Genomic DNA, 26,188 nt, shown 5'->3' on the forward strand with positions numbered 1-26,188 from the left:
CGAATTTCTCTCAATCCTGATTGTTTTGCATAGATAGTGGAATAATCTCAACGCGGCGATTTTGCGCGCGTCCTTTTTGGGTGGCGTTGCTGGCGGCCGGACGTGAGTTCCCTGCACCTTCAATGAGGAATTGGTTGACAGATAACCCACTGTGTTCAACCAACCAGTCCCGAACGACACGCGCCCGTTCGGTTGACAACGCAAGGTTGGTAGCGGCGGAACCGGTATTGTCAGAATGACCGATGATGAGGAACATTTGGCCTGGGATGTGCGTCATTTTTGGTACGATTTCAGCGAGTTGTTTTTCGCTGCTGGGCATTAGGTTGCTGCTGCCGTTTTCGAATAACGGCGTGTTGCCGCTCAAAGTAAATAGCACAACGTCAGTGTTTAGGCTGGAGTCTCCGAACAGCGCGTTAAAAAATGCCGACTGTTTCAACTGCTCACGTATTTCACCGCCAGATTGCCAACTGTAATACCCCAAACCACCTGCCACACAAGCAAATAACACCAACAGTGTGAAGGCTGTTTTTCTGCGTCGTTGCGGAGGATGAGGTTTGGCGAGAGGCAAAACCGGCGTCGGTAGAAGAGGATCTTCTGTCATCACAGGCGGAAGGGGGACGGCAGGGAGTGGATGCATAGCTAAGGAGGCAGCAAGGCCTGGCAGAATGCCATACTTTTCCGCAAGCCAAAGGGACCATGCGCCGTGGCGGGTGAATCCTTGCCCGTGGTCGGCCAGCGTAACGCCGGCGAGATCGAGCTGTGTGCTGTCAAACAACGTTTGCAGGGCATTCAGTATCCGATTTTCGGCAAGCCAGACTACGCACATAGAGCCCAGCGCGTGTCGTTGAATGGTGTAAACATCGTTGCCATCATCGCTGGCATCAAGCTCGTCAATAAGCTCAATAAGGCGGGGTTCCAGTTTTAGCTCCCCGTAGGGAGGAGCCGCTAAACCTCCGGTCCAGATTGCTCTATCGGGATCGTGTGGATAACGCTGTTGGCTCAGGCGCGTATACAGCCCCAGCATGCAGGGCAAGTGATCGGGAAGTCGCGTAGATGAAAAGGCATACTGCCACGCAGTAATTTGTTCAATCATGATCCCGCTGTTTTGAAATCCGTCGGCAAGCAGCGGGAAAAAAGCGAGGGTAGCCATCGAACTGTAGCTTTCCTTCAAATGCTCGAGTCGTTTAACCAGTGACGTCGCGTGCTCAGCGACAACCCAAACAATCCCGCTGTCGTTGCTTGTGGAAAGATCAGATTGGCTAAACCATTTGCCGGCAAATGGCCCAATAACACACACCATCAGGCGCGGCGAATCTGAGAGCGTATCGTTTTGCGATCCCCAGAGGGTGGGTTCTGGTTCCGGTGGCGTTAAGTGGGGGCGAACACGGGAAAAGTAACGGGCACGGGAAGCTGAGCGTAGCGAAACCAAGGTTTCAGTTTGCCCTTCTTCCTTCATCAGGAGCAGCAGCAGTTTCCAGGCGTAGCGGAAAATCACGTCGCTGCCGGTCTTCAAGAGAACCTCCAACTGAGCGGGTAATGAAGGGGCCTCTTGACTTTCGTTGTAACCGTAAAAGTAGTGCATCAATGAATAACGTTGCCAGGATAAGGAGTTATTCTGCGGGGCGTTGGTGAGACGCATGTCGAAATAACCGCACAAGGCTTGGCAGAGCGCTTCGCTCTCTGCTGGCAGTTGGTTTTCCGCCAGCAAGGCTTTATTGAGCTGCTCTATCAACGAGGTTAGCTTGAGCTGAAAATCTGCAGCGGAAGGAATGATCCCGTCGAAAGAGAACAGGGTATCGATCCCAATAAGCCTGCAAAAAAAGGTTTCGCTTTTCACCAGGCTTTCTCCGTGATAGCACCCCAGCCTGACGCCGTAGACCACGGGCATAACCGTACGACGGCGGGGTGAACTGTGTTGGCAGTTTTGAATTCGATTGATAAGGTTAGCCCGTCATGTGGCGATTTTTTCCGTAACGTCTCAAATTCCTCGGTTCCCAGTGTGCGCTTATACAGCAGGACATTTTCCTTGTTATAAACGTTCAAGTGCAGGTCGCTCATGCCCGGTTCAATGGTGCTATATTCCGACGCATTCAGTGTGATGGTTTTCTTGTAGTAGGCGTATTGGCGGTTGAGCCATTCCTGCTCGTCAATGGGAGGATCAGCAAAAAAATTTATCAATGATGGGCCCATCACTTCAGGTAGGACTGTGCCGTTTTCCAGACAAATCCCTGCTTGATACTCGAATTGCCTTAGGGTTCGCTTACTGCCCAGTGTGTAGGGAGCCAGACTGGCAGCCCCATCACTTTCCAGCCCCAACAAGGTTCTGACGCGTTTTTTCGAGGCGTTGTCCCATTCCCACCACGCTTTTTCAACCATGCCATCATCCTTAGCCTGATTGGTGTGATCACCCCAGATCTTGTTGTGTTCCGCGCGTTGATAGTAGTGCCAGAGCAGCGGTTTATGCGGGTGATAGATATCGTACCCGTGAGTGAATGCACGCACGGCCATGGCAATTTCTTCACCAGCGAAGAATATCTGCGGGTCGTTAGGAACGGCCTTAACATAACTCCCGGTGGAAAAGGTGAATCCGCCTGCGAGATAGCTGCCTCGGAGCGGTTTGGTCGCTTCAAAAATCGTGGAACCTAACATCGGAATCCTGTCCTCGTAGGCGCGAAAAAGTAAGCGGGTGACACTAGATATCTTGCTCGCTTCTTCATTGTCTCCTGGCGTATAAGCAGGGGGATAAGAAGAAATAATGGGCAGAGGCGATGTTGCTTGTAATTGTCGTAACATGGCGATCATTTCTTCATCCCAGTTGGGTATGAAGCGGCAATGGGAGTCTATCTGCAGGAAGTAGCTTTCATTATCAAATAGCGTTTCCGCCAGGTTACGTGCCCAACAGGCTCCTTGGCTGGCGTAATAATGTATGCTAATAACATCGATGCGAGCCTGATGATAGCGATAAGCAAAGACCTCATTGCCCGCGACGAACCGCTTGCCTATCGGTTCCAGCCCAGTCTGTTCGAAAACATCCCGTTCTTCGTTATCCTGCCAGCAAATGGCGATATGCAGATTTTCAGGATGTGCGGCGTGCTGCAGCATATCCTGAAGCGTGGACTGCAATTCCGGATCACGGTAACTGGCTATGCTGATAAAAATTGTTGCTGGGTTATCCCTGTTTTCCCGAACCATATAAAAATCCCTATTACTGAATATCAAAAACGATTTCCGCTTTAGCGGAGAGAACTCCCCCTGTTGGGGCGGATTGACTGCTGGCGAACAGTGTGGCGTTCCAGGCAAACTCAGCGGGTCCAAGACTGGAGACACCGGTTTTTTGTTCCGACGTGCTGCCGTCGACTTTCATTGTCTTACCGGCACTATCAGTGATTTTTATTCCTAACCGGTCTTGTTTGCCTGCCGCATCTTTGGCACGGATATACGAGGCATCAGAGGAGGGGGTCGCTGTAATAATCGATGCTTTGGCCGAATAGGAGCCAAAGTCGCTTTTGCAGACAATGGCGAAATTCAGCTTGCGCGTAACGCCGTTTTTTAACTGTGAAGGGGTGATATCGTTAAAATTGACGGTTTTCGCTTTATCGGAGGTACAGGTACAGGCCGGCGTGCTGGTAATTTTCATTTCACCGATGGTCAGATCGGTGGTGAAATAGGCCGGATCCGCTATCCCCAGGTAGTTATAAGCAATGAGACCGGCTGGTAGGAAAGTATTCTCTCCATGCTGTAGAGAAAGTCGACTACCGGTTTTAAAAATTTGAATGCGATAACCAAGCCCTGCCTTGATATCGAATGTCCCTATCTGTTCGCCACCAGGAAATGTGACGGCACCGCTTGAGGGAAAGTCGCCGGTAGCGTCCCCAGCTCTCGCAAGCACTCTAATTCCGATGCCGGGAATATTGGTTGGGAAGATTTTTGTCGCCGGGTTCTGGTTTCGGAGATTTATCGTACGTTTACCGTATGGTGTCCCCGCTATGCAATCATCGAAGCCAATATCCTGCGATGTTGTCGGGCTATCGAACTGAGCCAGAGGATTTGAAGTACTGACCGGGGCATCAGCAGAAATGCGAATTACCTGCGAAGGAATGCTCAGCTTGGTGAGCGAGCCACGGGCAAGCTTACAGGCAGCCTCGGCATTGGGCGACAGAATAAGGGCGGAGAGCATAATGATAGAGATCTTTAACATCATTTATTCCTTTTCTTGATTCAGCACTGCAACGATTTCAGGAGGGTACATTTTTAAGAGGTCGGCAAAGTTTTTACCGATGCTATCCTCGGCGTACTTCAATACCTGAATCAGCGGGCTGCTGGGTTCGGTCATGGCAAACCAGCTGCGAACTTCCTGTAGGCGATGCAACGCATCAATACGGCTGCCAATGCCGCGTTGCACCTCTGGCACAGTGCATGTCGCAGCCTCAACCTGGGGAGATACGGTCTTCACAGCAGCGACGGGCGCTTCAACGGTGGGTGCCGGCAAGTCGTCTTGCCCGCCAACTGCGGCGGGAATGGAGTCAGGAAAGGGAGCCGCCGCAGCAGGCGGTTCGCTGCCGAATTCGCCGGAGAACAACTTCAGAATACTGACCAAAGCGTCAAACTCCGGCGCTTCTTGCGCCAGCATCTCCGAGAGCGCTTTTTTCATTTCAAGTATGAAATGATATGCCTGGCTCAAAGGACGAATCTCTTCGCGGGCGCTGCTGTGCCATTCATGGATCAGTGCGGCGACGGCAGTATCCGAAAGCGCTCCTTCTTCACGCGGAATCTGATGCGCTTTCTCGAATTCTTTGACGGTGACTTGCAGACCGGCAGCTTTTGGCAACAGTTGGTTACGCAAGTCTGCCAATAAACCATTGACGTCATTCAGTTCGGCCAGGGCATTAGCGCGCAGAACGGGGGTAAATTCGCCCTCGTCCAAAAGCTGCGGATGGAGATCGTCCGGCCAGGCGTGAAGCAAGGAATGCAGAGCTTCGAGCCCTTCCGCCAGAGCAGGGAGGCCAATCTTGCGTAGTTGACAGCGCATCAGGATGATAATCAGCCTGATGTCCTTGCTTTTTTGCAGCAAGGTCTGGCATTCACGCTCGGTTTCCGTCCAGTTAATCGGCTCCGCCGCTTCAAAAAAATTGCCGTACTCAACGCCAAGTTTGGGCTGCAGCTTGGATTGCAGCATGATAAAGGCAGGATCGTAATCGAGGTTCTCACCACAGGGGGCATCACCCTCAATGGGTTGCATAAGGTGCTGGTAATAATCTGAACAGTTCAGGCTGTGTGTCTGATTCATAGCGACTTCACTTTCATCCATGAGTGGCTGCGTAATCGGCCCGTAGGGAGCCGCTAGCGGTGATACATTTCCGGTTCGAAGCTCATGCCGGAGACTGGCGAATCGCAGGTGTTTCGCTCCAGCCAACTGGCGTAGCCCAGTTGATGGCTGCCATCCAGCGTGGCCTGCGGTACCTGATCGGCGGCCAGCACTAGCTCTACATCCCATGCATATTCAAAACCAATAAAACTGCGCACCAGTTCGCGCAGTACCGACAAATCGCGGCCCCACGGACTAAACTGGGTGTACTGGGCCAGCGTTAGCGGTCCCATCAGCAATTTGAATTTGCATTGCCTGTCCAGTACGGTGTTGCCGAGAATGGCACCGTCGCCTAACAATGTGGCGTAGTGATCGTCGCCTAGCGCGGTTTGATCTTTGCTTTCCAGAAAAATCCATTGCAGCTCGAATTCTTCCATACGGACCGGCACTTCGAAGTAATACTGCATTGCGCCCAGTAAGCCGTCCGGGTTGCGCGCTTCTCGAATCAGGTGTGCAGAAGAGGCCAGCCGGGTATGAATCGGAAGCGGCGCAGGGGGGAGTTCGGCAGGATCCAGCCCTATCAGACTACCGACATAAAACGAAAAACGTTCATCGTCTTTGCGGTCCAGCGAGGCGGTGTCCTGCGATAAAAACCACGCGCGATAAAACAGGCTGAGTGCCCGGTGGTGAAAAATATCCGCAAAATCGGTTAGCGTACGATCGTGCTGCTCGTAGCGGGAGTAGGCCAGTTCGGAAAGATGAAGCGGCATGGCGCCTTGTGCGCCCCAGATCCCTAAACCGAATAGCTGGAGCTTGATTTTTTCGTCCTGTTGGCTAATGGCGGAAATTTCACGTGGCGAGAATGCCATACTGGCAACCTGCCCAAGTCGAAAGCTTTCTTGTGAAGGCAGCGTTGCCTTGCCCGGCGGTGGAGAGTCTGGCGTGCGGGCCGCAATAGCCCGCATTATGCTGATAAAACCGGCTTCCCAGGGTTTATCGATGTCGTACCAGTTGTCCAGATTTGCAGGTTGCCGGGAGGCGTCGCGATGATTCATAGCGCACCTCGCCTGCCTGGCCGCGCTTTCCAGCGCGCGATTAAACCACGCTGCATTGAATGCAGTTCAGTCTCCGTAAAGATGTTGATGGCGGCGTGGCGCGCCAGATAGTTTTCCATTATCAGGCCAAAGAGATAGGGGCTGACTCCGGAAAAACCCTCTTCGTCTACGGTCAAGCTGCAGCAAACTCCGCGTCCGTAAACCAGCAGCCCTTCATTCGACAGACGGCGAACCACGGGTTCGGTTTTGCACCCTACCAGGCTGTTAATCTGCGCTACGGAATCCAGATCGGCTGCGGTAGTGAAAAGCCGCAACATATTACGCAGCGACTCGCCCCCCTGAGCATGGTCCATGTCAGATAATGGCAGGTAGTTAAAGCTAAGCTGGCGAATTAGCCGCCATGCCGACTCGCCTAAGGCGAACGGCGCGCGCGGGGCGCTTGGCGAGCTTACGAATCGGGCGCCATGGATGGGAACGGAATCTGACATAGTGAGATCAAAGCTGCCGGTGCTGGTTAGCAAACGGGGTAAATCACGATTAGTAACCACCGCGTCGACCAATAGATAGCGAATCTGCTCCCCGTAGGGCGCTTCTTGTTGATCGACCAGCGAGATAAAAATTTCGGTGCCGCTGTAAGGCGTGCGGGTATCGTATTTACGACTGAGGCTTTCTTTTGTTCTGACTTCACGCTTTACCGAGAAGTAGCGCCCGAAATTGCCGGTGTCGCTGTGCCGGGTCTGATAAAGCGGGTTAAATGTCAGCTCCTCACTGGTTTCTGCCTGCAAACCAAGGACCTTATTAACGGAAAAAATCTCGTAATCGAGCGGGCGGCTACGGTCCGGGACAATATGAAAGTGGTTCAGCGCCCGATTGACTTCGATGCGGTCTACCCTCTTCGGGAAAAGATTAATCACCGGCGTACAAAACAGCAAAAAACGTGAGCTGTCCAGATGGGCGATTAAATCCTGCGGTAATCTATTCAGGAGAATAATAATCTCCACTTCATTTGTATTATTTTCTTCCAATGCCGTGCCCAACTGCGTGAGAGAGAAAAAGTAAAATCTTTCGCGGCAGGCAATATATTCCTGAATCAGAGTGTGACCATGGAACATATTCCACTGCAGGGGCAAAAGGCTCTGATCCGGATCCAGGCCTTCGAATTTCAGAGGTTGATTGTTGATGACATGATGCTGAGGTTTTTCTCTATTCTCACTGCGGATCACTGTCGCAACATGGCTGCCGTGCAGAAGCTCAAAGGTATGAGACACAACGCGTTCATCACCTTGAATATAAAAAGGAAGATTATCCAGCCCTTTTAGCGCAGAAAAAACAAGGTCGCCCTGCAGTTTTAGTTTTATCCGCAGTGCGCCTTTCAACTGATGATGATTGAGACGATAACTTTCCAAATTAGGAATATCCGGTGGTACGGACGTCAGTCTTACCTCTGCTATCTCCAGCGGCCATAAGGTAACGTCTTGGTTATTTCTGAATTCACAGCGGGTCATTTCACCAGGCAAGATCCTGCTATAGAAAGCGCTTTGTTTGGGGATTTTATAGCCATGCGTTAAATCCCCCTCGCTCAAATTAGGTTTCAGCTGGACAACACCCATAGAGGGGGTGGGGGAATTATAGTTTGGATAGATAAGATCCAGTAACCGCTGGGTGAATTTAGGGAATTCAGCGTCAAGTTTTATTTGCGTTCTGGCAGATAAAAAGCAAAATGCCTCAATCAAACGCTCCACGTAAGGGTCCGCAACCTCGATGCCGTGCATCCCTAAACGCCCGGCAATTTTAGGATGTCGTTCGGCAAATTCTTGCGCCATTTCCCTGACGAATGTCAGCTCTCGATTGTAGTAGTCTAGGAAGTTGTGTTCCACTTAGCACCCTGTCAATTTATAACGGCAAAAAGAACTTTTCTTGTTGGTCAGGAGAACAATACCCGAAATTAAATCAAAAGTGTCCCGCTGGCCTTCTGCTGAACTTTTCTCTTTAACGGTAGCGATTCTATAAATTTAATTTTTTTTTACGATGGTATTATTAATCCCAGTTGCTATTTTAAGAATGCGCCTCGGGCTTTATTCTTAAAAAATAAAGATTAATGATTAAGACTAAGAATAACTTCCGGGCTTAATTCTCAAAATTGTTATGCGTCGCGTTTTAGGGTTTTTATTTCAATTTTTTTAATTAGAATTCTTACAAAGCAGCGTACCGTTACGCCGGATTTTTGTAACCAAAACGGTTCTCAGATCCACTATGGAAGAATTAAAACAGGGTGAGTTTTATCGTGGCGATAACCAGAAAAAACCTATTCGGCAAGCTAAATACTAGTTTGTTTAAAAGCGTAGAGAGTGCGACTACGTTGTGCAAACTGCGTGGTAATCCTTACGTTGAGTTGGTGCACTGGCTAAATCAGATATATCAACAGCAAGATAGTGATATCAAGCATATCATTCGGCACTTTGAAGTGGACGCCGAAATGCTGGAGCGTGATTTCGCGCAGGCATTAACGCGTCTACCGGCAGGTGCGAGCTCTATCTCCGATTTCTCATACCATATCGAACTGGCCATCGAGCGTTCGTGGGTATTTGCCAGTCTGGAATGCCACAATAATTGCATCCGCAGTGGTCACTTGCTTATTGCGTTGCTCACCACCATGGAATTACGCCGTGCGCTGTTTGCCATTTCCCCGGCGTTCGAAAAGATCCCGCTGGAGCATTTAAGCAAAGATCTCGGTTATATCATTCGCGATTCGGCCGAAGAAGGCGATTTGACCGGCGGCGCGGTTATTCCAGGCGAAGCTGGCGTTCCTGGCGAAGCCAGTAATGCATTGGGATCAGCACAGGGGGGCGGCCTGTCGCAGTATTCGACGGATCTGACGGCACTGGCGCGTGAGGGAAAAATTGATCCGGTTTTGGGGCGCGATAAAGAGATAAATACCCTGGTAGATATCTTGCTGCGCCGTCGGCAGAACAATCCATTGCTGACCGGTGAGGCCGGTGTAGGTAAGACTGCCGTGGTGGAAGGCCTGGCGTTGGCTATCGTTGCCGGTGAAGTGCCGCCTTCGCTTGAGAACGTCCGCCTATTGGCGCTGGATGTCGTTGCGCTTTCTGCGGGTGCCAGCATGAAAGGCGAATTCGAAGCGCGTTTAAAAGCGGTCCTGGAAGAAGCCGTCAATTCCGCCGAGCCGGTGATTTTGTTTATTGATGAAGTACATACGCTGGTTGGTGCGGGCGGTAATGCCGGTACGGGCGATGCCGCCAATCTAATGAAACCCATGTTGGCGCGTGGTCAGTTGCGTACGATCGGTGCCACTACGTGGAGCGAATTCAAGCGCCACATTGAAAAAGATCCGGCTCTGACGCGTCGCTTCCAGGTGCTTCAAGTTGAAGAGCCTTCCGAAGAGCTGGCTATCGCCATGCTGCGCGGGCTACTGCCGGTGCTGGAGAAGCATCATGGCGTCTGGATCATGGACGAGGCGATACGAGCGGCTGTGCGCCTTTCTCATCGTTATATTCCTGCCCGTCAATTGCCTGATAAGGCGATTAGCCTGCTGGATACCGCTTGTGCCAGGGTTGCCGTTGCGCAGCATGCTCCGCCGGAAGAATTGCAAATACTGAAATTCCGCAGCCAGTCGGCGCAGACGGAATTGTCTTTGCTCGAAAAAGCGATCGGTTTTGGTAAAGAAGACGGTGAACGCGTCCAGTCTATTCAGAATTCCATCGCTGAGCATGCTGAAGGGGCGAAGCTTCTCGATCGCCGTTGGGCGCAGGAATGCGAGCTGGTTGCCAGCATCATCGATACGCGTCAGCAACTTTTGGCCGCTGCGGTGGAAGAATCTCAGGTCCCGAAAGCAGAAAAAGTCGAGTATTTACAGGCGCGTTTGAATGAATTAGAGGAAACGCTGAGAAAAATTCGCGGTGAGCAGCCGCTTGTGCAGGCTGAAGTGAATGCCGGTGTGGTTGCCTCTATCGTAGCGAACTGGACCGGAATACCGGTAGGGCAGGTACTTAAGGATGATGTTAGTGCAGTAATGGAGCTGCCGCAGCGCCTCTCTGAAAGAGTGATTGGTCAGCAATATGCGCTGACTTGCCTAAGCCAGAGCATTCAGACTGCGCGTGCTGGCCTGGCTGACCCGCAAAAACCGTTTGGCGTCTTTATGCTGGTGGGGCCTTCTGGTGTCGGCAAAACAGAAACCGCATTGGCGATCGCCAGCCAGCTTTATGGCGGCGAGCAGAATCTTATCACCATCAATATGAGCGAATATCAGGAAGCGCATACTGTTTCTTCGCTGAAGGGGTCTCCGCCAGGCTATGTGGGCTACGGGGAAGGCGGCGTATTAACCGAAGCGGTTCGGCGTAAACCTTATAGCGTTATTCTGCTCGATGAAGTGGAAAAAGCGCATTCGGATGTGCACGAGCTGTTCTTCCAGGTCTTCGATAAAGGCTCGATGGAGGACGGTGAAGGTCGCCATATCGATTTCCGCAATACCGTTATTTTACTTACCAGCAATACAGGTAGTGAAATAATCAGCAGCGCCTGCGCGGATCCGGAAACGATGCCGGATGAAGACCGCTTATTAACGTTATTGCAGCCGGCATTGCTGAAAGTATTCCCCGCCGCTTTCTTGGGGCGGGTCACTGTCATACCGTATTTCCCGTTGGAGACTGCCTCGTTGCGGCAGATTGTCAACATTCACCTGAACCGTATCGCTGAGCGGGCAAAAGCGAATTATGGTATTGCGCTGACCTTCAGCGAAGAATTGGTTCAGCACGTGGTTGAGCAATGTCCGGTAGCTGAAACTGGGGCCAGGATGTTAATCCGTTTTATCGAGAAAAATATTCTGCCAAAAATTGGCGTTACCGTTTTAAACCTGACAGGTGCTGATGCAGAAAAGAATAAAACAATAATTATTCGTGTCATTTATTCACAAGAGAAAGCAATTGAGGTTGTTATGTCAATGGAGGATCTGCCGATAGAGTGATTAAAATTAAAATCAGAAAGCATCAAATGATATGTTAATCGATGAATTTAATTTAAAAACATAAATATAGGGAATTATTAATGCGTAAATTAACGTTAACGCTGTGCGCGCTGGCTGCGGTATCGACTTCCGTCTTGGCTGCGGATGAAGTTACTCAGGGGACCGTAACCTTTAATGGTGAGTTGACTGCTGAGACCTGTTCTATTGAGAATGGCTCTCAAAACCGCATAGTTACTTTGCCAAAAGTTGCTATTCAGACTCTTAATGCTAATGGGAAAGAAGCCGGTTCAAAAATGTTCCAACTGACGGCTGAAAACTGCCCGAAGGGTCTTACTCAAGTTGCTGCACATTTTGAAGCTATTGGCAGTAGCGGCCTGGATGGCGCAACAGGGAACCTAAAAAACGAGTATCAGGGCGCGGAAACCAAAGCCACGGAGGTTCAGGTTCGCCTGTACAACACCGATGGGACGACACAACTGAAACTGGGTGACACGGGCACCGCGGCGAAAGTCGACGATAAAGGTAGTGCCACCATGACCTACTATGGTGGTTATTACGCAACGGCAGCCACTGGTGCTGGTATGGTTTATGCGCAAGCGCGTTATACCTTAGCTTACCCGTAATAAATCAGCCTCAAGGTTGGCATTGGGGCGAATTATCGCCCCTTATTAAGAAACGTTCCTGTTTTACCTTTTATAAGGTGGGATGCAACGCGCACAGGGTAGTGTTATGAAATATCAAAGTGGAATTTTTTCAACGTTAACCAAGGCTTTTTTCTGCCTGATATTAACGACCCAGATGTCTTTTGCCGGCATGACCATTTCTGGGACTCGAATTATTTTTCCGGGAGCTGAGCGCGAGCAAACCGTGAGAACTACCAATAAGGGAAGTATACCTTTGCTGGCGCAGGTTTGGGTTGACGATGGTAATGCTAATGATGATATTAATAGCGTCAAAGTTCCGTTTACCGTGACGCCGCCTATTTATCGTGTTGAACCAGGAAAAGGGCAAAGCATACGCCTTATTTACAACGGTATGGCTTTACCGCAGGATCGAGAGTCCGTATTTTGGTTTAATTTGCTGGAAGTACCGCCGATGCAAGAGACGGCGAAGGAAACCGATCACCTTGAGCTGGCATTCAGAACGCGTATTAAAATTTTTTATCGGCCAAGCGTGCTAAAAAGCAGCAGTACGAATGAAGTTGGCAAGTTACACTGGGAAATTATCAGCCCGGCGAAAGGCATTAAAGTAACCAATCCTACGCCGTATTATTACTCGTTCGATTCGGCATCAATAATCTCTGGTGCTATTAAATATCCTCTGAACGTTGATATGATTCCACCTTTTGGCAGTAAAGATTTTTTACTGGAAAATAAAAATAATGCACCAGTGACTGCGAATGGTGTGAATATTAATATGCTTAGCGATTATGGCAGTGTGGTTGAGTATCAATTAATTCCTGCATCAGGAAAGAGATTAACCATAAAAGAAGAATAGTGTGCAAAATAGTGGTGATTCTTCGTTCAGGTAGGAACGGTTTTTGATTATCGCTCTGGCATTCACACCTTGTGTTCAGGAGACATGGACGTGCAACCGAAAGAAATAAAAAAATATGCGCGACAAGCAATGTGTGTATCTAAGTTAACGCATGCGATCCGACGTGTCCTTATTACTTCTTTAGGGATCAGTTTTTCTGTATTTGCTCAGGGTAATTCCGCTAATGTACCGGAAATACTTGAAAATAATACGCAACCTGAAAATGTGAAGTTTAATGGTGCGTTTATCCACGGCCTCAGCGTCGACATTTCTCAATATTATCAGGGGAATCCAAGTTTAGCCGGTGAATATACGGTCTCGGTTGCCGTCAATGGTGAAAATCGGGGGCAGCGTAAAGTGGTATTCAGGCAAGTTGAAGGTCAAATTGGTGCCCAGCCTTGCTTTAATCAACACGAACTGACCAGTCTGGGCCTCAAGGTAACAGATGTTTCAATGGCAAAGAGGACGGATAAAAGCGGAATTAAGGAAAAAGCGCAGTGTGCCATGATTGGTAAGTGGATTGCTGGTGCTAAGGCCAATTATGACTCTGGGGATTTTTATCTCGACCTGGTGGTCCCCCAGGCTTATGTGGTGCAGTATCCGCGTGGTTATATCGATCCGAGTTCTTGGGACTCTGGTGTGACGATAGGGCTGTTAGATTATAACTCTAACTTTTACGTTCAGCAGTCAACCAGTAGTTTCTTTAAAGGCAATGATGAACATGCTGTTAGCGGTAGTTTAGGGGCGATGGCGGGTCTGAACTTTTCTGCTTGGCGTTTGCGCAAACGCATCAACACCAATTGGAGCAGCGGTTCTTCGGCCCATACTCAATCCTTGTTCACCTACCTGCAGAGAGACGTACCGGTACTGAAAAGCCGGTTAACACTTGGTGACAGCACGACCAGCGGTAATCTGTTTGACAGTATGACCGTACGGGGCATTCAATTGCAGTCTGACGAACTCATGCTGCCGGAAGGGCTGCGGTACTACACGCCTTTAGTGCGCGGTGTGGCCGACAGCAACGCGAAAGTGTTGGTAACTCAGCGTGGCCGAACCCTTTATGAAACTACGGTGCCACCGGGGCCCTTTGAAATCAGCGATATTGGCGCAATGGGTTACGGTGGCGATCTGCTGGTAACGGTGACAGAAGCTGATGGCCGGCAGAAAACTCAGGTGGTGCCTTTCTCGGCTCCCCCCATGTTGCTGCATGCTGGTGTTTCCCGTTTTGGCATTACGGTAGGCAAGCTGCAGGATGATTCGTTATTGGAAAAACCTGGGCTGGCGGAGGGCTTTTATCAGTACGGCATCGGCAATATGTATACGCTGTATGGCGGTGGCCAGCTTTCTGACAATTACGCCGCGTTGGGGTTGGGGAATGCGTTTAATACGCCACTAGGCGGCGTATCGGTAGATGTTACCAGGGCGCGCAGCGAACTGAAAAATGGCAAGGTTTCTACAGGTAATAGTTTCAATGTCGGGTTTAGCAAATATGTGGATTCAACCTCAACGGACGTCACTTTGGCGGCTTATCGCTATTCATCGAGCGGGTTTTACAGCCTGCGAGATGCGGCGTTGGACAGGTATGGCGAAAAGAACGATCGCTATATGGTGGATTATCGTACCCGGCAGCGTTTTACCATTAATGTCGGTCAGCCGCTATGGAATGGTGGAAGGCTAAATTTAACCGGCAATTTTTACAATTACTGGGGGGGCCGCTCATCGACCAGCCAGTACCAGCTTTCGTATAACAAGTCCGAGCGCTATTTCTCTTGGGGAATTTCGGCCTCGCGATCCTATAGCAGCGAAGAACGGAATGTGAATAGCGTTATGCTGTCCTTTAGCGTTCCTCTGGGGCAAAACAACATTACGGAGAAACCTGTATTTAGCTCGCTTTATTCTTCCGTCTCCCACGACAACGATGGCGCCGGTTCGATTCAAGCAAACGCTATTGGTAGCCAAGGCGAGCAAAACGAGCTGAACTATGGTATCGGGACTTCGGTTTCCAGAGCGAAGAATGATTCTTCCCAAACCGTTTTTAACGGCAACATACACTACAACTCCCCGATGGGAGAGTTTGGCTCTACCGCTTCGGTAGGTAATAAATCGCGTCAGCTTTCATTCTCGGCGAACGGGAGCTTGGTGGCGCATGGTGGTGGCATAACCGCAGGACCGCGTTTGGGTGACTATCCATTTGCGCTGGTCAATGCGCCGGGTGCTGAAGGTGCCAGAATACTCAACGGTTATGGTGCAAGAATTGATTCGAATGGTTATGCCATCGTGCCATCCCTGACGCCTTATCGCGAGAATACCGTCGCGGTGAACACCCAGGGGCTGCCAGATACTGTTGATGTATTGGAAAGCGAAAGTATCGTCATTCCGCGCCTGGGAGCGGCACTAAAAATCGATGTGAAAACAATGGTTGGCGATCCTGTCGTGCTGGTGGTGCATGACAAGCAAGGTAAACCGTTGCCGATTGGTATGAATATGGTTGATGAAGGCAACAACAATATTGGCATTATCGGGCAAGGGGGGATGGCATTTGTTCGCGGTTGGCAAGCACAGAATAATAACCTGTACGTGAAAGATTCATCTGGAGTACGCCTTTGTACCATTTATTCGGATGACGATATTTCCCATAAAATCAAGAGCGCTTCTGGTGCTATTACCCAGGTAGAGGTTTTATGTCATTAACTATTATTATCACTCCGGGTATGAAGTCTATCCGTATTGCTTTATATACGGTGTTTATTGCGATTCAATCGATGTTAACGGCGATGGCCTGCTCGACAAATTGCTCAATAGACGTTTACTTTACAGGTAAATATATCGACGAAACTTGTAACGTGGTAATTAATAACGCCGGCATTAATGAGGTTGTTACCTTACCCCGGATAGCGGTAGGGGCTCTCAAAAAAAATGGCAGTGAAGCGGGAAGTGTGCCTTTTGATATTACATTGAAAGATTGTCCTGCCAGCCGAACCGTGACGGTATTTTTTAACAGCAGCGTTTCTGGTTCAGATACGGAAACGGGAAATTTAGTTAATGATGCAGGTGTTCTTTTCAGTCGCAACGTGCAAATTCGGTTACGAAAAGAAAATAACTCTCAAGTTATTATTGATAATGCTACAACAGGGCAGGATTATGTTATTTCTTCTGCTGCTGAATCATTAAGTCACAGATTTACAGCGAGTTATTATGCAAAGGGGGACTCAGCCGTTACTGCTGGGAAAGTTCATTCTGTAGCAAGGGTTGAGCTTGTTTATAAATAACAGGGAGGCAAGGCTGCCTAATTATCTGAACGTTAACCATCAGGCGAACGACGGTTTATCCATAAACGGTTATTAAAGAGTGTTGACTACTATGAGCAAAAGCAATTCGCAAAAATTTATCGCACGTAACCGTGCGCCACGTGTACAGATTGAGTATGACGTGGAGATTTATGGCAGTGAAAAGAAAATAGAACTGCCGTTTGTTATGGGCGTGCTGGCCGACTTGTCCGGTAAACCGTTGGAGCCATTGCCTCCCGTTACCGACAGGAAGTTCCTGAGCATCGATATCGATAACTTCGACGAACGTATGAAGGGAATGCGGCCGCGCGTGGCGTTTGCAGTACCTAACACCTTGACGGGAGAAGGGCAACTGATGGTCGATATGACCTTCGAGAGCATGGATGATTTTGCTCCCGACGCTATTGCCCGCAAAGTCGATTCATTATCGCAGTTACTTGAGGCACGGACCCAGCTTGCCAACCTGCAAACCTATATGGATGGCAAAGCAGGCGCGGAAAGTCTGGTTATGAAAGTGCTTAACGACAAGTCGCTGCTGAATACTCTGGCTTCAGCTCCCAAGCCAAAACAGGCTGATGAAGCCGCGTCCCAAAAGTGATGTAGAGAGAGAACTATGGCAACTCAAGCAGAATCAAATAAACAGGCTATGACTCAGGCCGGAACGCAAAATGATTTTAATGCTTTGCTGACCCGTGAGTTTAAGCCGAAATCAGATCAGGCGAAAACGGCGGTTGAAATCGCGGTGAAGACCCTTGCCGAACAGGCATTGAACTCCTCGATCACGATGGCCGATGACGCATATAAAAACATCGCGGCGATCATTGCGGAAATTGATCTCAAGCTTTCCGAACAAATAAACCTGATCCTTCATCACGAAGAATTTCAGCGTCTGGAAAGTGCGTGGCGTGGTTTGCACTATCTGGTCTATAACACTGAAACCGATGAAAAGCTGAAGCTGCGTTTTATGGACATTTCAAAAAATGACCTGCGACGCAACATGAAACGTTACAAAGGCATCGCCTGGGATCAGAGCCCGCTATTTAAGCAAATCTATGAAGAGGAGTATGGTCAGCTCGGCGGTGAACCTTATGGCTGTCTGGTGGCAGATTATCACTTCGATCACAGTGCACAGGATGTGGATCTGCTGTCTTCGATGGGTAAGGTTGCGGCTTCTGCTCATATGCCATTTATCACTGGTGCCGCGCCGTCCGTAATGCAGATGGATTCTTGGCAAGAGTTGGCCAACCCGCGTGATTTGACGAAAATCTTTACTCAAAACCTGGAATATGCGGCTTGGAATTCGCTGCGTCAGTCTGAGGATTCTCGTTATATCGGTTTGGCGATGCCGCGTTTCCTCGCTCGCCTGCCGTATGGAATCAAGCATAATCCTGTTGATGACTTCAATTTTGAAGAAACGACTGACGGCGCGGATCACAGCAAATATGTTTGGTCTAATGCGGCATATGCAATGGCGGTAAACATCAACCGTTCATTCAAAAATTACGGCTGGTGCACCATGATTCGCGGCGTTGAGAGCGGCGGTGTGGTGGAAGACCTTCCCTGCCATACTTTCCCGACCGATGATGGCGGCGTGGATATGAAGTGCCCGACTGAAATCGCGATTTCTGACCGTCGGGAAGCGGAACTGGCCAAGAATGGCTTTATTCCCCTGGTCCATCGTAAAAATACAGACTATGCGGCATTTATTGGTGCCCAGTCTTTGCAAAAGCCTGCCGAGTATTACGACCCGGACGCTACGGCAAACGCCAATCTTTCCGCTCGTTTACCGTACCTGTTTGCCTGCTCGCGCTTTGCTCATTATCTGAAATGCATTGTGCGTGACAAGATCGGTTCTTTCAAAGAGCGTGAAGATATGCAGCGCTGGTTGAATAACTGGGTGATGAATTACGTTGACGGGGATCCGGCAAACTCTTCTCAGGAAACTAAGGCTCGTCGTCCATTGGCTGCGGCAGAAGTGGTGGTGGAAGACGTTGAGGGCAACCCGGGGTATTACCAAGCGAAGTTCTTCCTGCGTCCGCATTTCCAACTGGAAGGGTTGACCGTTTCTCTGCGTATGGTTGCCAAATTACCTTCGCTCAAAAATGTTGCCTGATTCTGATAAGTAAACCGGAAGAATATTCATTTTATTCTTCTTAATAGATACGGCTGCGCTGGGATTTCTTGCGCGCTGTAAAAGGCCAGAGATTTTTTTTCATGATGAGAACTTTTCTCTGTCTTAGTTTGGTCTGTTGCACTCTGTGTGACATTTTTAATGAAAGTAAATAAGGAAATATTATGGCTCAAGATATGTTTATTAAAATTGATGGCATCGAAGGTGAATCTCTGGATGCTACTCATAAAAATGAGATCGAGGTGCTTTCATGGCGTTGGGCCAGCGCTCAGCATTCAAATATGCACAGTGGTTCCGGTGGTGGTTCCGGCAAAGCGACGGTAGAAGATTTTTGCTTCGAGCACTATGTCGATAAAGCCAGTACCAATCTGCTGAGCTACTGTCTGTCTGGTAAACACATTAAGGACATTCAGTTCGTAGTACGTAAAGCGGGCGGTGATCCTCTTGAATATCTGACTATTAAATTCACTGATGTAATTATTACTTGCGTTGAAACGGCCGGTTCCGTAGAGGATGAAACTCGTCCGCGTGAAAGAGTTACCTTTGCCTTCACTAAGATGACTCAAGATTATGTGATGCAAAATGCTGAAGGCGCCAAATCTGGCGTTATTTCTACCAGCTACGATGTTAAAGCTAACCTGCGCAGCTAATATCGCCAGGCAAGCTAAAAGAGTTTTGCCGCTTCGGCGGCAAAACTCCCATTAGGTAGTTAGATACGGAAAGCCGCAGGTTTCCCTATCCTCTGTTTAAGTCGTCAATTCAGAATACACAGTTCAGAAAAAATAGGTTGCGTGGTTAGGGATATGTTTTTCAGCACAGAAATAAAAAAATACCGGCTGGATCCGCTGAAGGGATTGGTAGCAATATTACTGGCAGTCGTTTTGACGTCCTGTGGCAGCAATCGGTCTGAACCAGTTGGCGGTGAAATTAAAATCAATCTGATTGCAGATAAAGATATCAACCCCAATGGAAAGGGTGAGCCGGCACCACTAAATATTTTTATCTTCAACGTAAAGGAAGCCGATGTTTTCGTGAATGCCGATTTTTTTGAAATTGTTGATGGTGGCAGTAAGCCTCTGCAAGTCGCGGCGTCAAAGATTTATGAAGCGATACTCCAACCTGGAGAGTCGCGTGTTGTTTTCATCAAGCCGGACAGCGATACCAGAACTTTGGGTTTTATTGGTGCATATCGCGATCTTAACGATTCTATCTGGCTGGTGAGTTGGGATTTACCAGAAAAGAAAAAATCGTGGTGGCGGGGATTTTTTGGCAATGATTCGCTTGAATTGAATGCGCATTTCCAAAAATCAGCAATTACAATTAAAAAAATGGATTAAATCGTGAAAACGAATAAAGTCGTCTGGAGTGAAGGGTTGTTTTTGCGCCCGCAACTTTTTCAACAGCAAGAGCGTTATTTTGAATATTACGCTCATAAACGCGCCTCGACGCTGAGTCCCTTCTTCTGGGGGTTCTCGCAATACGAAATCGACCGTGAGGCGCTGAGCTATGGGAAACTGGTCTTGCGTTCCGCGCGCGGCGTATTGCCGGATGGCACGCCTTTCGACATTCCCGATCACGCGGACCTGCCGGAACCGCTAACGATTTTGCCTGAGCATCTGGGCAAGAGCCTCTATCTGGCTGTGCCGCTGCGCCTTGATAACAGCGATGAAACCATTTTTAGCCAACATGACGCCAGTTCACTGGCGCGTTTTCGCGCGGAGGAAGCTGAACTCTGCGACACCAATTCTATCCGTCAGGGGCCAAAGCCGGTGCAACTTGCCAAGCTCAGGTTAAAGCTGGTTTCACAAGCGGAAATGACCGAATCGTGGATAGGTCTGGAATTGACCAAGGTGAAGGCCATTCAGCCGGACGGTAGCGTTTTGTTGCATCTGGACGATTATATTCCGCCGGTAACCGGCTATGCGGCCAATCCCCTGCTTAGTGAGTGGCTGACGCACCTGAATGGCCTGGTGAAAATGCGCGCCGAAATGTTGGCGAACCGTCTGTCCTCTTCGGATGGCAAAGCCAGTGCCAGCGCGGAGATTGTCGATTACCTGCTGCTGCAAATTTTCAACAAATATGAGCCGATCCTCGATCATCTGCGTCATATCCCCGAGCTGCCGCCAATTGTGCTGTATGAAGAGTTGTCAAAATTGGCGGGTGAGCTTTCGACCTTTGTTCGCACCAAAACTCGCCGTCCGAAAAGTGCGCCAGGGTATGACCATGCCAGGCTTTATCCTTCAATTCGTCCGCTGGTGGACGATGTGCATGACTTGCTTAATCAGATTCTGGTGCGGGCAGGCCAACTCATCGAATTGCACGCTAAGGGCAACGGCGTCTGGTCGGCATCGATGCTGCCTAATGAACTGCGTTCGTTCTCTCACCTGGTGCTGGCGGTGCACGCGCAACTGCCAATGGATGTTCTGCAGCAACAGTTCCAGGCGCAAGCCAAAATCAGCGCCCCGCAGCAGTTGCACGAGCTGGTTCGTTCGCACTTGCCGGGGTTGGTACTACAAGGCTTGCCGGTTCCGCCGCGTCAAATTCCTTACAGCACAGGCTATGTCTATTTCGAATTGCTTAAAAATGGACCTTTCTGGGAGCGGATCTCGGTTACCGGCGCATTGGCGCTGCACGTTGCCGGTGAGTTTCCTGGCTTGAAAATGGATCTCTGGGGAATCAGGGGCTGATGAAAGACGATATTAGCCAGCAAACAGCGGCTTCTTCCGAGCCTGTTCTCAATGAGGAAAGCTCTCCGCAAGCGCAGGGGAAGTTCCTTCTTGATGAGCAGGGCGACTGGATTCAGGAGTCAGGTACAGCACAATCCGGCCAGAATACGGCATCCGGCGCTGACGATAAAGGGCTCAGAAATGAAAGGGTGGTGAAAAGCGAAAGCGTACAGCAGCGTATGCTGAAAGTGAGTAAGGCCGAGAATCCGCTACTGGAGGCGGCTCAACCTTTGCTACGTGCGCTTAGCGATATGCCGGAGCGGATTGCCGACATCGCTCATGTCGAGATCTTAAAGAATACGCTCAAAAGCGAGGTCAATCTGTTCAGCATTGTTTGCGACGAAGTGAATATTCCTTGGAAAAAGATGGCGATAGTTCGTTATTGCCTCTGCACCGCGCTTGACGAGGCGGCGCATACCGCGCCGTGGGGGCTCGAGTCTGGCTGGTCGCAGAGCAATTTGTTGAACCACTTTGAGGGGGACAACGATGGTGGGAACAAATACTTCCTGCTTATAGGCCGTCTCTCCATGAATCCCAATGAATTTGCCGATGTGCTCGAAGTGCTGCTGCTCATTCTTGGGCTGGGCTTTGAAGGGCGCTACAGCATTATTGAAGATGGCGACCGCCAACTGACAAAAATCCGCCAACGTCTGCTGACCCTGATCCAAAGTACTCGCAATACTACCCAGCCAGCGTTGTCGCCGCATGGGCTCCAGCCGCAGGGACCGGCGCGTCGGGAGAAGACGATCATTCCTGTAAGGCTGACCGCGCTGTGTGCAGGTGTATTGGTGGCTTCGGCCTTTATCTGGTGCAAATACTGGCTGTCGGTGCGCGGCGATCGCATTACCAATAATATTTATGCTATGCAAAATATTAAGGTGGCCACGATGCCAGTGAAAATGCGTCTGAGATTGGCCGTTTTGCTCCGTAACGAAATCCAGCAACAGTTACTTAGCGTTGATGAAACGCAGAGGCAGAGCAAAGTGGTGCTGAAGGGGGATTCGCTGTTTTTATCCGGTTCGACCAAAGTTCAGCCTGAAATGGTGAAGGTCATCGAGCGTGTGGCGCACGAAGTGCGCCGCGTCAACGGGGATATCATTATTGTTGGCCATACAGACTCAACGCCCATTAATCGGCCGGGATTGCCTAATAACATTGTGCTGTCGGAAAAACGTGCAGCGGAAGTGGCTCGTTATTTCATTGCTGCAGGGTTGCCTGAAAGCAAGGTGAAAGTGGAAGGGGTTGGGAATAACAAGCCGCTGGCCTCCGATGCTACTCCTCAGGGGCGCGCGAAGAATCGCCGCGTAGAGTTTTTTGTCACGTATTAACGAGAATGACAATGTCTTATTTTAATAGAGTCTTCGCGGCGCGGTTTCTGAAGACGCTGCTGATTGTGTGTTGCATCGCGCTACTGGTTGCCGCCATCTGGTTCCTTGGGCCGTTTTTCGGATTTGGTGAATCACGTCCCCTGCTTAGTGTAGAGTCGCGAGTTATTTTCATCCTGCTGGCGGCGTTTTGCCTGGTGAGTTTCTGGCTGCGCTGGCCTATTTTCATTGTCGTTGCCGCCGTACTTTGCGTGCTGGTCTGGGTTCTGGGCCCCTTCCTGCTGGTGGGGGAAAAATACCCGGTAGAACCGGTCAGCGTCAGATTGGCGATTATTGCGGCTATCTTGCTGATTACACTGTTGTATGGCCTGTGGTTGCTGTTGTTGGCATTAAAAGATAATCCGACGCTGCTCGATAAATTTGCCCGTAATAAAGTGTCTGCGGAGGAAAATGACACCTCTGAAGTTGCCTCCGTTATCGGTAATGCGGTCGATTACGTTAATAAGAATCGCAGCAACCTCTCCTTCTTCCAGCGCGTGATTCTGGCACGTAAGCCGCTTGATATTTTGCCCTGGTACATGATGCTCGGCACCGAAGATGCCGGGAAGACCTCCGCTATCCTGGCCTCAGGGCAGAACTTCCCGTTGCCGGAACAGCTTAACCGGATAGGCAAATCTGCGCCGTTGACACGTAATTGTGAATGCTGGTTTGCCAATGACGCCATTTATATCGATACCGCCGGGAAATATGTCAGCCAACCGGAAAAGTACCTCAACGAATGGCGCGCAATGCTCAAAGCGCTTAAAAAGTATCGTCCGGTCAAAGCGCTGAACGGCGCGGTACTCACGTTCTCCGCCGCCGATGTCATGGGGCGTAGCAAGGCGGAGTTATTTGAGTTGGCGGCCAGTTTGAGAGCTAGAGTAGACGATTTACGTCAGACGCTGGGCGTGCGTTTCCCGGTTTATGTCTTGGTCACTAAACTGGACCAACTGCCCGGCTTTGCGGAATATTTCAGGATCCTGACCGAGCAGGAGCGGGAGCAGGTTTGGGGAGTGACTTTCCCGTATGGCGATGCCAGAACCGATTCCGTATCGGAATTGCACGACCAGATAAAAGCAGAGTTCTCTCTGCTTGAGGAGCGTATCGAACGGGATATGATCGTGCGTCAGCAGGAAGAATATGACAATCGGGATCGCAAGAAAATGTACGCGCTGCCTCAGGATTTCCATCTGCTTTCCAGCATGGTGGCCGAGGTGGTGCACAACATCTTTTTTGCATCCCGCTATGATGAAACGCTGAGCTTTACCCTGTTGCGTGGCATCTATTTCTCAAGTAGCCATCAGCCGGTTGATTTTAGCCTGTTGAATAATCAAAGCATCATTCGCAAATGGTCCAATTACGTCGAGAATAAAGCCCCGGTGGTAACAGCCTCTTTGACCGAGCAGCCTGGCGAGCGTGATTTTCTCATCAACGATGTGTCCTATGGGCGACAGTATTTTCTCAAGCAACTGTTCAGTGACGTCATTGTAAAAGATGTTGATTTGGCACGTCATAATCTGGCTAACGAATCGAAGTATCGCCTGCAACGTTTTCTGGGGCATTCGGTGTGTATTTTGATGGCCGTTATCCTGCTGAACGGCTTTTATAACAGCTACCGTCACAATACTGAGTATCTGAACACTGTTGAGACAAAAGTCGACGGGCTGCGCACCGAAGTTAATCGTTTTGTCAAAACGTCAAATGACAAGTTGCTTCCTCGTTTGTTGACGCTTTCACAATATTTGCCGGAGTATGGCGTGTTGGATATTTTCAACCCGGGGTTGGAATGGCGCTACGGTTTATATACCGGTACGGATGTGATGAATGCTTCGGACTCGCTGTACCAATTCTTCCTTCATCGACTGCTGCTGCCGCAGATTGAGCAGCAGGTTACCCTGGCACTGCAAGAGGCGATTGATAAAGGTCATTCAGAGCAGATTTATGCACGGTTGAAGCTTTATCTGCAAGTGTTTGGTCAGGGAAAATTCGAACGTCAGTCGATGACTGACAATATCACCCGCCTGTGGGAGACAAGTGGCAAGCTCGAGCCTTACGAAGAGCGCCACATTTTTGTCTCTCATCTGACCAAGCTCTTCGCTTCGCCCGAATGGCGACGCTATGGCCAGAAGATGGATGATGGCTTGGTGAAATATGCGCGTGCGATGCTGGGTCGCGAAGATCTGACCAGCCGCCTTTACGGACGCATTAAAGACTCGCTATCACAGGATGTACCCGCCGATTTAACGCTTGGCGAAATGGCAAAATCGCGAGGCGGCGAGTTTTTTTCATTGGCGGACGCAAGCGGCGAGACGGTCATTCCCGGCTTATTTACCCGTGCGGGCTATTACGACCTGTTTAAAAAAAAAATGGATCCGGGCCTGATGTGGCTGGAGCATGAGGACGCTTGGGTCATGGGAAAGGGGAGCGATAGCGCCCCACGGCCCCAAATGAAAGTTGCGGACAATGGCGTATTGGTTAATCCGATACAGCAGCAGATTCTGGCGCTCTATCTGGATGAATACACTCGGCATTGGCAGGACTTTCTGAGCAACATCCGCATTAAATCGGATGTTCTGCAACTGAACTACGGCACTGCCGGCGTGGCGGCGGATATTTACATATTGCGAACGCTAAGCTCGGCGGATTCTCCGCTTGCTAATCTGGTACGTCGTGCCGTGGTGGAAACTACGTTAGTGAGAAAGGAGGGGAAATCGCTGCTCGATAACGTCAGTAATAAGGGGCAGCTTTTAAATGCGGTAACTAAAGTGAATCTCGCCTGGGCTGCGGTGGAAAATAAGTTGTTGAGAGAGCGGGTAGATAATCATTTTGCGCCGTTACGTGAGTTTGTCACCGGCAGCAATGAGGCGACAGCGGACGAACGCCCCGCTGTGGGGGGCTCGGGGCTGAGTAAGCTGATGGGGGCGCTCAGCGAGCAGTATACGTTGTTCGTTATCTATGACGATGCGCTGAAAAACGGCAACTCAATGGCGCTCTCCAACACGGCATTGAATATGAGTGCGGAATCGCAAACCTGGCCCGATCCGTTGCGCAACCTGATTAGCCCGCTGCTGAATGATGCCTACCGTCGGGCCAGCCGTGAAGCCATCGCCATAAGTAATGAAGGCATCGAAGACAATCTTGGCAGGGTGTGCCGCTCTGCGCTTGCGGGGCGCTATCCTTTCGCTGAGAGTCGGCGAGAGGTGAAGCTGGCGGACTTTGAACGTTTCTTTGCTGCGGGCGGAGTGGCAGATGAATACTTCAAGAAAAATCTGGCGGACAAAGTGGATACCTCCACTCATCCGTGGCGTTACAAGGGCGATGCTGATGGAGATTCTGCGGACATACTGGCTGTTTTCGAGCGCGTGGTAGAAATTCGCGATGCTTTTTTTCAGGAAGACGGGGGGCGGAAAATGTCGCTCGCTTTCGAGATTTCGGTGCCTTATCTCGATCCGGCGATCACTCAACTGAATATGAATTTCGACGGGAAGCAGGTGAATTATGCCCATTGGCCGGTGTCGCCCGTACCGATAATCTGGCCTGCATCGCGCAGGGCATCGAGAATTATGCTTAATGTTACCCCACGCGCCGCGTTAGGTGCCTCATCACTGGCGTTTAGTGGCCCATGGTCATTATTCCGCTGGTTGGAGGGGGCCAGTGATGTTGTCAAAAACGATTCGGGTGAAACTGTCTTGGTTTACGAGCTGGATTCACGTCGAGTGAATATTGAAGTTTCCGGGTTGACTTATAAAGGCAGGCTTGTCGTGGATTTACTGAAGGATTTTCGTTGTCCCGGCGGTTATTAA

18 protein-coding genes are annotated in these 26,188 nt (G+C 49.9%); 12 read left to right on the top strand and 6 right to left on the bottom strand.

Going from position 1 to position 26,188, the window contains the following annotated elements; translation table 11 throughout:
• Nucleotides 1–10 precede the first annotated feature (10 nt).
• From ACUTSU_RS13850 to tssF, 6 genes are read right to left on the bottom strand one after another with little or no spacing between them, the layout of a single operon-like run.
• Nucleotides 11–1,837 (bottom strand): OmpA family protein, encoded by a 1,827-nt coding sequence (locus ACUTSU_RS13850; protein WP_445651723.1) that lies wholly within the window; start codon nucleotides 1,835–1,837, stop codon nucleotides 11–13.
• On the bottom strand, nucleotides 1,834–3,192 hold the full coding sequence (locus ACUTSU_RS13855) for a GlcNAc-transferase family protein (protein ID WP_445651724.1): 1,359 nt from the start codon (nucleotides 3,190–3,192) through the stop codon (nucleotides 1,834–1,836). The genes ACUTSU_RS13850 and ACUTSU_RS13855 overlap by 4 nt, the downstream gene beginning before the upstream one ends.
• Nucleotides 3,193–3,205: 13 nt before the next feature.
• On the bottom strand, nucleotides 3,206–4,201 hold the full coding sequence (locus ACUTSU_RS13860) for a fimbrial protein (protein ID WP_445654293.1): 996 nt from the start codon (nucleotides 4,199–4,201) through the stop codon (nucleotides 3,206–3,208).
• Complete coding sequence (locus tag ACUTSU_RS13865; RefSeq protein WP_445651872.1) at nucleotides 4,202–5,287, bottom strand: type VI secretion system protein TssA; 1,086 nt, start codon at nucleotides 5,285–5,287, stop codon at nucleotides 4,202–4,204.
• A gap of 53 nt (nucleotides 5,288–5,340) precedes the next feature.
• Entirely contained in the window at nucleotides 5,341–6,360 is a 1,020-nt protein-coding gene (tssG, locus tag ACUTSU_RS13870; protein WP_445654294.1) for a type VI secretion system baseplate subunit TssG, read from the bottom strand.
• The gene (tssF, locus tag ACUTSU_RS13875) at nucleotides 6,357–8,237 is read right to left on the bottom strand and encodes a type VI secretion system baseplate subunit TssF (protein WP_445651727.1); all 1,881 of its coding nucleotides are present in this window, start codon (nucleotides 8,235–8,237) and stop codon (nucleotides 6,357–6,359) included. Before tssF ends, tssG begins: the two co-directional genes overlap by 4 nt.
• A gap of 395 nt (nucleotides 8,238–8,632) precedes the next feature.
• Between tssF and tssH the strand changes: the two genes are divergently transcribed.
• The 12 genes from tssH to tssM all read left to right on the top strand — a co-directional run bounded on the left by tssH (nucleotide 8,633) and on the right by tssM (nucleotide 26,188).
• Nucleotides 8,633–11,341 carry a type VI secretion system ATPase TssH gene (gene tssH, locus ACUTSU_RS13880; RefSeq protein WP_445651728.1) on the top strand — a complete coding sequence of 903 codons (2,709 nt, stop codon included), beginning with the start codon at nucleotides 8,633–8,635 and terminating at the stop codon, nucleotides 11,339–11,341.
• Between the two features lie 80 nt (nucleotides 11,342–11,421).
• Nucleotides 11,422–11,964 (top strand): fimbrial protein, encoded by a 543-nt coding sequence (locus tag ACUTSU_RS13885; protein WP_445651729.1) that lies wholly within the window; start codon nucleotides 11,422–11,424, stop codon nucleotides 11,962–11,964.
• A 106-nt stretch (nucleotides 11,965–12,070) separates the two neighbouring features.
• Nucleotides 12,071–12,838 (top strand): fimbria/pilus periplasmic chaperone, encoded by a 768-nt coding sequence (locus ACUTSU_RS13890; RefSeq protein WP_445651730.1) that lies wholly within the window; start codon nucleotides 12,071–12,073, stop codon nucleotides 12,836–12,838.
• An 84-nt stretch (nucleotides 12,839–12,922) separates the two neighbouring features.
• Nucleotides 12,923–15,568, top strand: a complete 2,646-nt coding sequence (locus tag ACUTSU_RS13895) for a fimbria/pilus outer membrane usher protein (protein ID WP_445651731.1) — start codon at nucleotides 12,923–12,925, stop codon at nucleotides 15,566–15,568.
• 71 nt (nucleotides 15,569–15,639) lie between these two features.
• A complete protein-coding gene (locus tag ACUTSU_RS13900) occupies nucleotides 15,640–16,146 on the top strand; it encodes a fimbrial protein (RefSeq protein ID WP_445651873.1) in 507 nt (168 codons plus the stop codon).
• A gap of 91 nt (nucleotides 16,147–16,237) precedes the next feature.
• The gene (tssB, locus tag ACUTSU_RS13905) at nucleotides 16,238–16,762 is read left to right on the top strand and encodes a type VI secretion system contractile sheath small subunit (protein ID WP_445651732.1); all 525 of its coding nucleotides are present in this window, start codon (nucleotides 16,238–16,240) and stop codon (nucleotides 16,760–16,762) included.
• A 15-nt stretch (nucleotides 16,763–16,777) separates the two neighbouring features.
• Nucleotides 16,778–18,277, top strand: a complete 1,500-nt coding sequence (tssC, locus tag ACUTSU_RS13910) for a type VI secretion system contractile sheath large subunit (protein ID WP_445651733.1) — start codon at nucleotides 16,778–16,780, stop codon at nucleotides 18,275–18,277.
• A gap of 182 nt (nucleotides 18,278–18,459) precedes the next feature.
• On the top strand, nucleotides 18,460–18,945 hold the full coding sequence (locus tag ACUTSU_RS13915) for an Hcp family type VI secretion system effector (RefSeq protein ID WP_445651734.1): 486 nt from the start codon (nucleotides 18,460–18,462) through the stop codon (nucleotides 18,943–18,945).
• Between the two features lie 153 nt (nucleotides 18,946–19,098).
• Nucleotides 19,099–19,632 carry a type VI secretion system lipoprotein TssJ gene (gene tssJ, locus ACUTSU_RS13920; RefSeq protein WP_445651735.1) on the top strand — a complete coding sequence of 178 codons (534 nt, stop codon included), beginning with the start codon at nucleotides 19,099–19,101 and terminating at the stop codon, nucleotides 19,630–19,632.
• 3 nt (nucleotides 19,633–19,635) lie between these two features.
• Complete coding sequence (tssK, locus tag ACUTSU_RS13925; RefSeq protein ID WP_445651736.1) at nucleotides 19,636–20,982, top strand: type VI secretion system baseplate subunit TssK; 1,347 nt, start codon at nucleotides 19,636–19,638, stop codon at nucleotides 20,980–20,982.
• Complete coding sequence (gene tssL / locus ACUTSU_RS13930) at nucleotides 20,982–22,349, top strand: type VI secretion system protein TssL, long form (RefSeq protein ID WP_445651737.1); 1,368 nt, start codon at nucleotides 20,982–20,984, stop codon at nucleotides 22,347–22,349. The genes tssK and tssL overlap by 1 nt, the downstream gene beginning before the upstream one ends.
• Before the next feature lie 11 nt (nucleotides 22,350–22,360).
• Nucleotides 22,361–26,188, top strand: coding sequence for a type VI secretion system membrane subunit TssM (gene tssM / locus ACUTSU_RS13935; RefSeq protein ID WP_445651738.1), 3,828 nt, complete (start codon nucleotides 22,361–22,363; stop codon nucleotides 26,186–26,188).

This window comes from Serratia sp. NA_13 (assembly GCF_052691735.1).